The sequence below is a fragment of the Marinomonas phaeophyticola genome, from assembly GCF_026966905.1.
GTDB lineage: Bacteria > Pseudomonadota > Gammaproteobacteria > Pseudomonadales > Marinomonadaceae > Marinomonas > Marinomonas phaeophyticola.
Map to the genome: position 1 here is coordinate 118,276 of NZ_JAPUBN010000013.1, position 14,919 is coordinate 133,194.

The 14,919-nt window shown below is 43.4% G+C and carries 7 protein-coding genes; 5 read left to right on the forward strand and 2 right to left on the reverse strand.

The window, feature by feature from the left end; translation table 11 throughout:
* The first annotated feature begins 481 nt into the window (after positions 1-481).
* Positions 482-1,177 (forward strand): Crp/Fnr family transcriptional regulator, encoded by a 696-nt coding sequence (locus tag O1D97_RS06710; RefSeq protein WP_269124043.1) that lies wholly within the window; start codon positions 482-484, stop codon positions 1,175-1,177.
* Positions 1,178-1,323: 146 nt separating this feature from the next.
* On the opposite strand, the gene O1D97_RS06715 is transcribed toward O1D97_RS06710, so the two are convergent.
* Both O1D97_RS06715 and O1D97_RS06720 read right to left on the reverse strand, forming a co-directional pair.
* Positions 1,324-3,606 (reverse strand): glycosyltransferase, encoded by a 2,283-nt coding sequence (locus tag O1D97_RS06715; protein WP_269124044.1) that lies wholly within the window; start codon positions 3,604-3,606, stop codon positions 1,324-1,326.
* Positions 3,607-3,614: 8 nt separating this feature from the next.
* Positions 3,615-4,895 carry a glycosyltransferase gene (locus O1D97_RS06720; protein WP_269124046.1) on the reverse strand — a complete coding sequence of 427 codons (1,281 nt, stop codon included), beginning with the start codon at positions 4,893-4,895 and terminating at the stop codon, positions 3,615-3,617.
* Between the two features lie 375 nt (positions 4,896-5,270).
* On the opposite strand from O1D97_RS06720, the gene O1D97_RS06725 reads away from it, so the two are divergent.
* From O1D97_RS06725 to O1D97_RS06740, 4 genes are all read left to right on the forward strand, one after another.
* Entirely contained in the window at positions 5,271-6,086 is an 816-nt protein-coding gene (locus tag O1D97_RS06725; RefSeq protein ID WP_269124048.1) for an ABC transporter permease, read from the forward strand.
* Positions 6,087-6,126: 40 nt separating this feature from the next.
* Positions 6,127-8,742, forward strand: coding sequence for an ATP-binding cassette domain-containing protein (locus tag O1D97_RS06730; RefSeq protein ID WP_269124049.1), 2,616 nt, complete (start codon positions 6,127-6,129; stop codon positions 8,740-8,742).
* Positions 8,739-9,860, forward strand: coding sequence for a PIG-L deacetylase family protein (locus O1D97_RS06735; RefSeq protein WP_269124051.1), 1,122 nt, complete (start codon positions 8,739-8,741; stop codon positions 9,858-9,860). The genes O1D97_RS06730 and O1D97_RS06735 overlap by 4 nt, the downstream gene beginning before the upstream one ends.
* A gap of 591 nt (positions 9,861-10,451) precedes the next feature.
* A complete protein-coding gene (locus O1D97_RS06740; protein ID WP_269124053.1) occupies positions 10,452-14,141 on the forward strand; it encodes a beta strand repeat-containing protein in 3,690 nt (1,229 codons plus the stop codon).
* Positions 14,142-14,919 lie beyond the last annotated feature (778 nt).

The window sequence follows — 14,919 nt, forward strand, 5'->3', positions numbered from 1 at the left end:
GCGATTACGAATACCACACAAGCGAATAGGCGAATGGCATAGGGTAACGTTACAGGTAAGTATTGATCATAAAACCGCACAACGTTTTTTTAACTGGAAATTTGCTCGAGCATTTAGTCGTGCAAATTGGATACTGAAAGCGAAATCGTGTAAGAGGTGAAGTATTGCCACTTGTAAGGCCAAATTTTGCCCGCATTAATGACGTCTCCAACAGCGCTTGGTTGTTATGATGTAAAGCGCAGCGGTTGTTTGGCTATAGAGTGACACGGCGGTTTGGTTATAAATAGCACCGCTGTTTTGCTGAGCAATAAAGAGCAAACAAAGATTTAAAGACGTTGTTGAGGTAGAATGGCGTTTGCAAAAGATAACCTTCGACGAAACCGTAGAAAATGAATGGCCAAAAAAATAGCAATGGCAAACAACGATAACAACGAAAGGCCGCGGTACGAATGCGCGTGACTAATGAAGTGATGGAGTATAAATGGCCGTTTCAAAAGAGCTGTTAAAGCGTTTTGAAATTTTAAGTGATTTATCTGAGACTGCCTTAGACTCATTAGCGTCTTATGCAGTGCTTCGTAATGTCGGACGTCGTGGCATAGTGATAACTGGCGGCCAGCGAAGCGACAGCGTGTGTTTCCTATTTGAAGGGCGATTGCAAGGCGTGGACTTCACATTAGACGGTCGAGAAGTTGGGCTGTACTTTGTCGAGCCAGGGGATTTTTGTGGGGAATTAGGCTTGTTTGACGAAGAAGGTCAGCCCGAAAGTGTGATCGCCTTAGCCAAATCTCAAGTGGTCGTCGTGCCGGCTTCCGCCATGAAAGCCGTGCTGCAAGAAAGCTATACCCTAGTGGAAAAAATGTTTGTTAGGATGGCGGGTCGAGTAAGGCAGCTGTCTGCCCAAAGAGCGTTGCTCGGATTGCCGAGTACGACAGGTCGAGTGTGTGGGCAGTTATGGATGATGCTGATTAAGCAAGAAACACTCAACAGAGAAGAGGGCGTGATTTTAAACCCACCCACGCACCAAGAGTTAGGCATCATGCTTAACCTAAGCCGAGAAACCGTAACCCGAGTGTTCCAAACGCTGCAATCAAAAGCCATTGTTAAGCGAGACGGTTCAACACGCTTGGTGATACTTGACGCCGACGCTTTAAAAAACCTCGCGGAATCGAAAGAATAACGGCCTTGAGAATATAAAGGGGCTTCACTCATTGAAAGAAACGCCAATCACTCCGATTAAAGCAAAAAAGCACGAATTGAATACCTAAGTGTTTCAATTCGTGCTTTTTTACGTTTTTTAGTGGTTGTTTGTGTTTATCTCACCTGTTACTTCACTAACTTTTCTTTTATGCGCCTTTGAAGCGTATGCGGAATCAGTTTAAGAATAGGGCTGAAGATTTTCATACCGCGTAATGTATACAGCAAGCCAAGCAGTCCGACTCGCGTTTTGTCTTCAAAAGATTGTTTGGGTTGTTGTTGTGTTAGCGTTGCATCAATCCACTGCCTAATATCTTGCGAAGAGTGAGTGCTAATAGAAGTAAAGCACACTTTTTTAGTCAGAGGTAAATAATCGCGTTGATACTGAAAGCGTGGTTCAGTAAAAGGCACTTGGCTCTGATAGATCTCCGGTATTACTGTGTCCGTTGCATCCGAATGTTCAGCAAGAGGTGTACCTTGCAATGTCGATTTAACATGAGTAAACACATCCGCGAAATGATGGGTGTCGCTTTCCCATGGCACAATCCACGTATGGTTTCGTTGATACAAGCGTTCAGGGAAGGCACCGATATCCGGCGCAACAATAGGCAAGCCAGATTCTATCGCGGTACTTAATGTGTAGCTAAACGTTTCAGGCCACAGAGCAGTAAACCAAATAACATCCACTTTATTGTCGCGTATCTTGTCTTGAATTGACTGCAATAAAGCGTCTTCTCGATACGCGCCTTCAACGTGTAGATTGCTGTCAGGCAAGGTAAGCAAGCGACGGTAAGCGTAACCCGTTAAAGTGAATTGAATATTGAGTTGCTGATTCTTACAATGAACGGCCAGCTCTTCTAATAAATCCGCCCCTTTGATTTTGCTGAGCGCCCCAATAACCAATACATTCAATGGTTGATCCGCCGACTTTTTCGTTTCAGCATGAGTACTGAACGCGTTGCCGGTGTAACGACCTTGTTGATGATACACCGTCTTTATAGTGGCATCAGGGAAATAAGTGGCAAAGCGGTTTTTCGCGTCATCACTGGGAGCAAAGCATAAAGTAGCTTGATTCAAGAAGGGTTGAAATTGCTTACGCCAGCTTAAAATGTCAGAGGCGTTGTCTTGAGGGTTGCGTTTAATGCATTGATTGCAGGCGTCCACACCCTTTTCTTGACAGTATTTATCGGTGTTGTCTGTCAGTGAAATTTGCGGGCAGGTCATGTAATAGTCATGGATGCTCACAAACCAAGGCAGCGACAGCATTGTGCCTAAGGACTGAGTCCAGTTCGGCAAGCCAATAAGGTGGTGATAATGTAAGGCACAAAGCGGCAGGCTAGACAGCAGTGTAATCAATGCGTCTTTGTCGTCCTCGGCATGGAAAAACAAACAAAACTCTTTTTCTTCAGGACTTAACGCCGCGTCGTGAGTCTGTACTTGAGACAGGGTTAAATAACCAGGCTTAGAGGTACTTGGCTTAAGCATCAAGGAGTGGGCTTGGCTGCGTAAGTCATCACTCAATTCTTCTAAAAAGCGTAATGTACCGCCACCTCGATTGTGTGACACGTGCAGAACAATAGGGCGTTGACTGTAACGTAAATTCGCAAGCCAAACGCGTTCACGGTAAGGCTTCGCCTTGTCTTCAAATATGTGTTGTTGTACCTGTTGTTCGTAAGTAGGGTGTAGCGCGGCCAATTTGCTCAGCGCCGCATGTTTTAGATCGTTATGTTCATCCCCAAAGCTAACATTGCCTGTGTGTAAGACAAACGTATCAAGTGCAAATTGATTGCTCCAGCCGTGTTGAATTACTCGCTGGCAAAAGTCGTTCTCTTCTCCGTAGCCCTTGCCAAAAGTGTCCACATCGAAATAGCCCACAATGTCTAAACAAGCACGGCGTATGTACATGCAAAAACCAATTCCCGTTGGGATGGCAATGCTTTCGCCCGCGTTGCAGCTAGCAAAGAGTGTGTCTAACTCGGCCACACTGCCATTTTGGGGGAATTCGTTGTCTTGGCAAAAGTTTGGGTAGCTGCAAATCGTTGCATTGTTTGAAAAAGGCGTTACCGTGCCGACATGCTCACTGGCATAAGCGCATGCTTTTATTCTGTCTAGCCAATCATTGGCTACGACCGTATCACTGTTTAATAAGAGTACGTCCCGCTCAGGATGAAGTTGCATGCCTCTATTTACGGTGGCAACAAAGCCTAAATTCTCTTCATTAATAAGCAGTGTAAAGTTGTTCTTGTCGGCTTCTTCTTTTAAATAAGCACTTACGGCAGGCTCTGGTGAACAATCGTCAATAACAATGATTTCATAGGGCGTTTTGTAATTTGCTGAATATACGCTTTCCAGGCAATCTTGAACGTCTTTTAGCCCTCGATAGACGGGTATGATAATGTTTACTGGTGTCATGTAATTACTCAATTAATTAAGCGTTTTATCTTGCTATGCAATCGCCAAGTGAAAGTGGATTTAATGGTGTCTAACTCCTCTGTTAGGGAAGTAATATGACTATTTAAACCATCTACTTGATTATTTAAATCTTCAATCAATGCGTTTTGTTTTTCTACGTTTTTGTTATTACTGTCATTTCTTAAACTTAATATATTGAGATCACGATTTATCCGTTCTATGTCAATATCTTTTTCTTCGATCACACGAATCGCATGCTGATAGGATTTATCTAGGTGGTTAATGTTATCATCTTTTGTTTCGATTGTATTAATCGCATTTTTATATAATGCGTCTAAGTGTTTTATGTCATCATCTTTTGTTTCGATTGTATTAATGGCATTTTTATATAATGTTTCTAAATATTCAATGTTTTGATCTTTTTCCTGAATTACTTTAAGCGCATAGGAATGTTGTTTGCCGATATTATTAAGCTGTTTTTGATTTTCTTCTTGTAATCGGTTTATGCGCTCTTCTTCGGCGATATTGCCGTACTGAATCAAAGACGCTATCTTGTTAATAGATAAAGACGGTAGCCATTTTTGATAAATGCAAAGGGCGGCGTTATTTGCAAGAGTGTGATCGTGCACCCCCGAAGCGGCCTCATGCAAACGATACACGGAAGTGACGGCAGGAATGTGTTTGAACTGGCACTTCTGATGTATTTGCAACCAAAAATCCCAATCTTCAAATAAATCAAACTGCAAGTCAAAACGGACCCCTTCATCTACCCAGCGACGTAAAAACAGCGCACTCATAATGGGGATGAAATTATTTTTTAGCAGTTGCAGAGAATTGAACGGGGTTTCAAATACCGACAATGGGTGCTCTGTACCTTCATGGTCAACGTTGACCGCTCGAGTTGAGCCGTACACCATACCAACAGCGTTATCAGACGGGGACTGTGACGCAAGAGACAGTGGCTCAACCAAGGTGTCTAAATGGTGTGGCAGCCAATAATCGTCGTCGTCTAAAAAACAAAGGAAGTCGCCCTTAGCATGGTCTAGACCTTTATTCGCCGCGGCCGTTCGACCGACATTGGTATCCAGTTCAATTAATTGCAAGGTGATGGTATCGGGCAGTGATTGAGTCACGGGTAAAACAGGCGCGCCACCATCATTAATGATAACCACCTCAATCGGACGATAGGTCTGCTTAACAATAGAATCTAAGCAATAACGTAGACTGTCCAGTCTATCCTTGGTTCTGACAATTACACTCACTAATGGTGGTGATGTAATAGTAGTCATTTAACTCTCCTAGTAATTGAAGCGGCGGACGGCAAAAACCCCCCACATATGATAAAAAACCCTGTATTTTACTGTGTTAGCTATCATATACACAATATAAAGTGATCAATATGATTGGTAAGCTAGGTGTATTTTTGATGATCTTGAATGACATTGGCAGTGTGAGGGTGTCTTTCGAGGTTTTTATAAAGTACACATAATCAAAGTAGGTATTCTAGTACTCATCTAATAATCACCATGTGTGTTCAATCACACTTTGCTTGGAAAAACGTCAACGGATTGTAATGCTGTAAACGGCTGTATTGCTTGCTTTATAGCATGGTGTTAAGGTAGCCGACTTCATTTTACACAGTTTTATAAAGGTTAGAGGACGGTATGCTAAGAGTTAGGTGGACGAAAGAATATCTCTTCCCCATTCAACATAAGGAACTGCTCTTTCAATTAGTAAAACGCGAAATAAAACAGAAATTCCAAGGGTCATGGTTAGGCTTAGGGTGGGCATTGCTTACTCCTATCGCGATGTTAGCGGTTTACACCTTTGTTTTTCGTTCCGTATTAAAAGCCAAATGGCCGGGTAACGAGAGTGCGACCAATGCGGAATTTGCGCTGCAGATTTTTTCAGGCTTATTGGTGTTCACTTTCTTTGCGGAGGTTGTTGGACGGGCCCCGACCTTAGTGTCGGACCAGCCTAATATGGTTAAAAAAGTCATCTTTCCCTTATCCATATTGCCCTGGGTGAATGTTGGGGCATCGGCTTTCTTTGCTCTGGTTAGTGTAATTGTACTTGCCTGTGCCGCCATTTTATCGAAAGGCTATGCCACAGTGCATTTGCTTGCTTTACCACTCATTGCCGTAAGCTTCTTGCCTATATTGTTAGGGTTGGGTTGGCTGCTATCGTCTTTAGGTGTGTATCTTAGAGATCTAGGCCATGTCGTCGGGCTCATTTTAACGCCGCTTATGTTTCTTTCTCCGATTTTTTACCCTATTACCGCCTTACCCGAGTTTGTTCAAAGTCTCATGATATTTAATCCACTGGCATTGATCATTGAATCGATTCGTAATGTGGTGTTAGAAGAGCAGTGGCCGAACTTCCTTGCCCTTGGTGGGTACTTTATTTGCAGCGGTTTCATTGCCCTTGTGGGTGCGGCCTGTTTCCACAAAACCCGAAAAGGCTTTGCCGATGTGCTCTGATCGCCATGTTTTGAAAACAGATTCTAAAGAAAACGAATGTATGTCAACGAATACCTCATCTCAGCCTGCTTCTGCAAGCGCCAACCTGCCCAGTACCCAGTTGGCGTTGCGCGCGCTTGATCTCGGAAAAACGTATCAGCTTTACAGCACCCCGTCAGACCGATTGAAGCAAATACTCTTTGGCAAAAAGAAACAGTACTTTAAAGAGTTTAGTGCCTTAAAGCGCATCAGTTTTGACTTGCCAAAAGGTGAAGTGCTTGGATTAGTCGGACGTAATGGCGCAGGTAAGTCTACCTTGTTGCAATTGATCTGCGGCACCCTTACCGCGTCTCAAGGGGAATTGCAGGTTAATGGGCGCATTGCCGCTTTACTGGAGCTGGGGGCAGGGTTTAACCCACAATTTACCGGCCGCGAAAACATTTATTTATCCGCCACCGTGATGGGCATCAGTCGCCAAGAAATAGACGACAAAATAGAAAGCATCATTGAATTTTCAGGCATTCGTCCCTTTATCGAACAACCAGTGAGCACCTATTCCAGTGGTATGTACGTTCGTTTGGCGTTCTCCGTGGCCACCAGTGTGGACCCTGATATTCTCGTTATAGACGAAGCCTTGTCCGTTGGAGATGGGGATTTCGCAAGACGTTCTTTCGAACGCATTATGTCCATGAAAGAAGCGGGCAAAACCATTCTTTTCTGCTCCCACTCTTTGTACCAAATAGAAGTGCTCTGTACCCAGGCCATTTGGATCGAAAAGGGTGAAGTGCGTGCAACAGGCTTACCCAGTGACGTAGTCCCTCAATACCAGAGCTTTTTAGACCAGCTAGGCGATTCAGAAGAGCAAGCCAAAGCACAAGCCAGAGAAAATAAGGCGCAGGCGGTTCTTGATGAGCAAGAACCTGTGACGGGTAAAGAGGACGCATCGGCGGTGAATCGCCCCTCTGAAACGCAAACCGAGACCGATAGTACCGGTGAGCTTCCACAAGAGAATACTCAGGTAAGCACGATTCAAGGGGATGAGAAGAAACAAACCGGTGTCGGTGCTCGCCTTACTCGTGTTACTGGAATGACTCACTCTCCCGATGGTTCGGTTGAATCAGGGAAAATCCTGAATCTAGAGAGTCGAACAACCGATGTTACCATTGATGTGGAATTCCAATCCTATCTAACCGACGAAATTCCCCAGGTGGCGTTAGCCATACACAGTGCTGGCGGTCAATTGATTACCAGTTGTGGTTGTTGGGTGGATAATGTGACCCCCACACTGGATAAAGACGGTAAGGGTCGCATTCGAATTCATTATCCAAACATGCCTCTCTTTAAAGGCACCTATTATGTGGGTGTCTTATTGTTCTGCGAACGGGGATTGTTTTTGCATGATGAGGCGGATCCGGCGATCACCCTGCATGTGACTCAACCCAACCAAGAACGTGGGGTAGTGTACATCCCTCACACATGGCAAACCGATGGTTCTGATACGATCGCCGACACCCAATCAGAAGAAACCTGTTCAGGTATGAACAATCCGGCTTCCCGTTGGCATACCGAAGAGGCAAGTAATATACCTCCGCCACAATTGTTCCGTTTGTTCGAACGGTGTTTTGGTCACCCGTTAACGCCTGAGTTATGGCGTTGGAAATATCAGCATGCCATCTCTCCTGGCGTAGCGGTATTAGAAAGAGAGCGTGTGGTGGCCTTTAATGGCGGTATGCCCCGTGCTGGATTGCTGTTTGGAGAGAATAGCCACTTTGTACAGATGGGCGATATCATGGTGGACCCGAAAACACGTGGCGTCTTAACCAAAAAAGGCCCTTTTTACCTAGCAGTGCAGGCGTATTTAGAGAAAAATATTGGTGAAGGCAAGTGTTATTCCCACGGTTTTGGTTTTCCAAATGAACGCGCCTATTTAGTGGGTGAAAAACAAAACGTGTATGCCAATATTGATATTATCCAAGAACCGCATTGGCCTATCATTTATGAACCCACAGACAGTGGTCTAATGGATGACGCCGGTTTAGTGCAAAGCACCTTGAATCTAGATTTAGAGCCATTAACCTGGTCCCTTGATCCAAGAGAAAATAGCCAAACGAATTACCAAATAGACCAGTTATGGCAAAAAATGTCTCTGTCTTTACGTCATCTGGCTGTGGGTAATCGTGACAGTCGTTGGTTGCAATATCGTTATCACAATAAGCCTGATAATGATTATAAACTGTATTGGGTTAAACGTACTGCTCACTCTGCCGTGAGAGGGAGCGCGGTGACAATGAATGAGCCTGTAACGAATGAATCAGCGGCAATCGATGGCACTCCTGCTACCGCTAATGCTCAAGCAAGGCTACTAGGGCTGATTGTAGTCAAGCATCATCCAGATCAAGGGGTAGAGTTGCTTGATTTCTTGTGTGAGAAACAAGATGCCGAGTGGATTATTTCAGCGGCACAATTATTGGCTGGGCGTTTAGCGCCAAACTTAACCTCATCGTTTGATCTTTTTGCTTGGATGACACCCAGTGTTGTGTCATGGTTTGATCCATCAAAAGCAGAAATAAGAGCAACCCCTGTCATTATTCCGGGCTCTGCGCTCGATAACAAAGCGCATGCCCAGCAAATCAAAGGCAAGTGGTGGCTTCTTGGTGGAGACAGTGACTTTCGATGAACGACTCAAATGATTTTATAAAAAAGACGACAACCGTGCCTAATTTAGAACAATTCTTTATGCCATACACTAGTCAATTCTTATTACCAGGAGAGGTCATCCCAGAAGGCAATGCACCGGCTAAACGCGTACTGGTGTTAGCGCCACACCCAGATGATGAAGTCTTTGGTTGTGGTGGGGCGGTTTCTCAGCTGGCCACCGCCCAAGCGGAGATCAAAACCTTAATACTCACTGACGGCTTAAGTGGTTTAGCTTCCCAAGACGCATCTCAATCCTCTCCCTCTCAGGCTTCACTATTAAATGAAGGGGCCGTTCAGGGCGTTAATATCCGCCGCCGAGAATCCATACAAGCCGCCCATTGCTTAGGGACGCCAAAGCCGATCTTTTTAGACCGTCAAGACGGTGCGTTAATGCAAGACGCAGACTTACTGACAGTGATTTTAGAGGCGATAGGCGATTTTCAGCCCGATTTAATTCTTGCCCCTTCCATATGGGAAATGCACCGAGACCATAGAGCGGTTTCTCAAGCGGGGTTAGCACTAGCGGCGCAATTACCCAGTGTGGCCAATATTGCCATGTATGAAGTGGGTGTGCCTTTGATCCCCAATGCCTTTATTGATATCAGTGAAACCGCCACCAAAAAATCCAGAGCCATGCGCTGTTTTGCATCGCAAAATTCACAGCAGTCTTATGCCGAGCAAATTCAAGGGCTAAACCGTTTTCGCAGCTACACTTTAGGTATGCAAGTAAAAGCGGCTGAGGCTTACCATATTGTTGCCAAAGTAAATGTGGCGGACTTTATGACCCAGCACCCTCAGGACATTAATAACCATGCCTTGTTTCAAGCGGAACAACATCTTGCTGTGTTTCAGCAGCAGTTGCAGCAGCAATCGTTAGAGATTGAACCGCTTAGAAAAACACGGCAGTTATTGGAAGAGGAGAATACCGCCCTGATGCAAGCGAACCTGCAGCAACAAGAAGCGCATCAAGCGGATAAAGAGCATTTAGAGAATGCTCAAATTAAGCTTGCTCAAATAGAGGAACACATTTCTGTCATGGAAAGCACCCTCAGCTGGAGAATGACAGCCCCACTGCGCTGGATTCGTCGATACATATAAAAATGCCCTCTAGGTGGTTTTTTAGACGGAAAAATATTTTTTTCATGCCAAAGGTTACAAAAGATTGCATTTATTATCGTACTTATGACAATCTTACCCCCGTTTGTGTCCTGCTTAGTCTGGTGGATGTTATACATCGACCTAATATAGAAGGCACGCAACGGGTTAAATTAGACGAAAACAAAGAAAAAAGAGTAATGTGCGTTCGTGTGATGCTCATCACATAACAAAAAACCTAACTCAACTATTCTTTGCACAGTCTAGGGTGATATTTGAAATGTCACCAAAGTGTCATAGATAGAAGTAATACTTTTTACTGTTCTGAAGTCGGCTTTTAACTAAGCATGATTAGTACATCAGAAGAGAATTAGAAAAGACATTACAACTTAAGTAGGAATGTGAAACAAAGAACGTCATTAGACGTGACCAGTATCACAAACGGCACCACACAGCGGTGCTATTCTTACATGATGCTAAGTATTACTACTCGTGTCCCATTGTGGTGGCCGAGTAATAACCGTTAATTTTGTATGATCATCATGAGGATGATCATGAAAATTAATAACCAACCTTGATCAAGGAGTTTTATAAATGGCTATCACGCTATCACAACGTACAGACCTTATTACTGCACTAGTAGGTCTTTTTGACGCAGCACCATCTTCTGAATTGTTGACTGGCTTCGTAGCTGGCATGGATTCAGGGGCTACTGTTGATTCTATGGTAAATAACTGGGGCAATTCAGCTGAATTCGCTGCTCTTTACCCAACTTACCTAACAAACGAAGAGTTTGCAGCGAAGTTTGTTAAAGCGCTTACTGGCAGCAACCTTGATGCAGCTGGCGTTACATTAGCAAACGATTTCGTTCTTGCTCAAATCAATGGCGGCGCAACGCAAGCTGAAGCAGCCCTTACGGCCATTCGCGTTTTGTCTACTGTTGACGTTACTGACGCGGTTTACGGTGCAGCAGCACAGCAACTGTTAAACAAAGTTGACGTAGCGACTCACTTCGCAACAACTCAAAACATCACTGATGCAACGTTTGCACAATTACGTGATGTAGTGACTGGTGTAACAGCTGACACTCAAACAGTGACAGACAAAAAAGTATTGATCGATGCCGGTGTTGATTCACTTCAGCAATACCTAACAACAGGTCAAGATATATTGACTGGTTCAATAGGTTCTGATTTGTTTGTTGCGACCTATTTCGACAACCAAAACACCCTACAGTCTGGTGACATCATCAATGGTGGTACTGGTGTAGATACATTAGCAGCGAAAATTGGCAACTCAGCCGATTATGCAATCAACGTTGAAACACAAGGCGTTGAAATTGCGAAATTCCAAGCACAAGCGGTTGCAGAAGATTCTTCTGACAACGAAATTGCCGGTGATCGTCCTGGAAACAGTGATCTAACTAAAGTAGACACTAACGGTTCAGCCGCTGTTGATGCACAAGACATGGAAGGCACTAGCCAATTCTGGTCTACTAACTCACGTGCGGATTTGGTTATCGAAGACGTTCGTAACAACTCACACGAAACAACCATCGTAATGCAAGACACAGATGCGGGCGATGTTGACTACGCGGTTTACTTCGATACTCAGCACATCACTAAACCTGGTGCGACAGTTGAAACTAGCCTATACCTAGAGATTTTGGATCTTGAAGCGGCGGCTGCGACAGGTGACAAACTAACAAACAACCCATACGTAGGCGTAAAAATCTCCGTTGGTGGTGTTGAGTACTCTATCGTTGGTGATACCGCTATCACAACAACTTACCAAGATCTAGTAGATGCCTTAAATGCTGCATTGACTTTGCAAGGTCTGACGTCTGTAAAAGCGTCTTTGGGTCAAACTTTCTCTAAGTTTAACTCTGACGATGGTTTGAAATACGATGGTACAACAATCGTTTTGACGAACTCAGGTTCTGAAGCCTTGACAGGTATCGGTTGGGTAGTAAACGGTACAGTACCAAGCGACACCAACGTTCACACCGCGATTAAAGACGTAGACCCTTCTGTTTCTACTGAATTAACTCAAGTAAACATGATCGTTGATAACGTAGGTCGTGGTTCTGAGTCGGGTGATTTCCGTGTAGGCAACATGTCTACTGGCGATTCTGGCTCTAACGGCATCCAACAATTCAACCTAGAAGTTCAACGTTCTAGCTGGATCACGTCTTTGTCTACAACGTCTAACGATTTAGAAGTCGTTAACGTAGTAAACGACGGCAACCACAATGGCGACCTTCGCATTGGCGACAACAAAGATAACGACGGTTACACTGGTCTAGAAGACGTGCGTGTATTTAACGCGTCTGCAATGACAGGTTCGGTTACTCTTGAAGCCGACGTGGATGCGGACGTTATCGCGAAATACGATAACCTAAAAGACACGCAAAACGGTGTTGAAAACGACAACATCGAGTTTTCTTACACGACTGGTTCTGGTGCAGACGTTATCGATTTCACTATCTCTGAAGAAGCCATTTCTTATGAAGATTTAGAATTAGCGATCGAAACAGGCGCAGGTAACGATCTTGTTAACTTCAAAGTTGAAAACTCTAATAGCACTTTGAATGCTAACTGGCACACAGATCAAGCGGCGCTTAACAACATTGTAATCTCTACAGGCGCTGGTGATGACACTGTCCGTGCTTTTGGTGATGGTGAAGTAACTATCTCTACAGGTGCTGGTAACGATACGGTTTACTCTGATAACTCTGGTCTTCCGACTCAAGCAGCGACTTGGATTTACAATGCTGCAAATACAGTTATTGGTGATATTCAAGGTTCTGGTGCAGGTTCTAAATTCTTTGTTACTGATGAAGCAACAGTAACAGTGACGTTCTCTGATTCAATTGATGGAGCTCTTGCTGTAAATGGAACTTCTGGGCATGAAGTGGTTATCGACTTAAGTGCTGTATCTGTTAATAATGTTACAGATAATGCGGGTGTTAACCAGGCCATCAAGAGTGCGATTAACTCTGATCCAGTATTAAACAAGGTATTAAAAGCAGAAGATGGCCCTAACCATTCTCTTGTTATTACCTCTTTGATTGATGGCGAATTTGATAATACTGATTTAGCAATTCATCTAAACACTCTTGGATACAGCAGAGCTTCTACTGCTGTAGCCCAAACAGCTATTGTAGCTGCTGATATTAGTGCAACTGAGTTGAAAAATTACCAAACATTTGTGAATGATTCTAGTAAACTTGCGGGTGATGTTATTGGTGCAGTAGCTACTGGCGCAGCAGCAGCCGTTAACTTCGCCACTACTGAAGAAGTTGTTGTTACCCTTGCTAATGGTGCCGATGCTACTACAGGTGGAAGTGTACTATCTTTTGATGGCTTCTCACTTACAGTTGCTGATAGTTCTACTGCTATTGCTAATGCTACTGCTTTCACTGCGGCTTACAATGCAAGTGCAAATGCAAATTACGTTGCTGTTGATGATCTTGCAGGTGGCATCACGTTTACAGCTAAAAACTTAACATCAGGTGCAGAATTTACGGCTACTGGTGATGAGGTAACTGTTTCACAAGCTGATCCAGTTGCAGGTAATGACATCTCAGGTGTTAAGTCTAATGAAGAAGCAAATAACAATACCATTAACGTAGGTACTGGCAGTGATGTTGTTGTCCTTTCAACTCATGATGATAGTGCAGAAACAATTGTATTTACTGGTACTAATCAAGGTGTAGTTGATATCTTCAACTTTGATGATGCTAATGATATGCTTGACTTCTCTGCATACCTAACTACTAAGGTATATAATGGTGGTTCATCAAGTGTTATATCACAAACAACATATGATGCTGATGGCGTTGCAGGTGGTCCCGTATTAGGTTATGACGCAGCTGCTAACTCATTATCTGCAAATGATGTAACTATTATTGATATGACTTTTGATATCAATAATAAAACGCTTACTGATACATTTGCAGGTCTTAATGCTGATAACCTTAAAGCGGCATTAACAGCAGTAGATCTTGATGGTTATGCTGGTACTGGTGCAAGCACTGCAGCTACTGCTACAACAGCAGGAACAGTTGTTGCTCTTGAAGCAAATGTTGCTAATCTAGTTGGTACAAACCTAGAATCTGTTGTTATGATCGAAAATGATGATAACTTAGGTGAATACAAAGTATTCCACATTACTTCTACTCAAGCTACTGCGGCAGTAAATGCTGTAACAGGAGTTGAGTTGATTGGTACTGTTGACTTTGGTGCAAGTGTCACATTAACTGATGCATTAATTGCAGGTTAATTAGAAGTTTACTTTTATATCTTTGATATAAAGTAACTTTGAATTAAGAAACCCCTATCTCTTTTGAGGTAGGGGTTTTTTTGTGTCTGCTCTTTGTCAGCTTTACAATTGACATCAATTGGACACCGGTTTTATAGGACACCCAACATTAGTTTTATTTGGTTTTATAGGACACCCAAAAGGTTTTATAGGACACCCAAAATAGTTTTATGGGACACCCACCAAGTTTTATGAGACCAGGTTTTATAGGACACCCAACATTGAAACTCAATAAATAGCTTGTTTTATAGGGTTTTATAGGACACCCAACATTGAAGGTTCAACTGAAAAGTTTTATGGGACACCCACCCAGTTTTATAACATCGGTTTTATAGGACACCCAACATTAAAACTCAATAAATAGCTTGAATCATTTCATTAAAAGCAAAACAAGAAGGAAAACCTGAAATTCAGGTAGAGAGTCGATAAGAGGGTATCTTGGTGCTAATCATCCCAATACATAAGTGCATAAGATCACTTACTTTTGCATAAGTGCCTTTTGGAAAGCAGTAAAATGTGTGGTGACGGCTAAGCCAGTAAACGGCAACAGCGTTTATTCGGCCTAGATCTTGGTTGGGCGTTTTTATAACGAGAGGGTTTTATAGGACACCCAACATTGGTTTTAGGTTTTATAGGACACCCAACATTGAAACTCAATAAAGAGCTTGAATCATTTCATTAAAAGCAAAACAAGAAGGAAAACCTGAAATTCAGGTAGAGAGTCGATGAAAGGGTATCT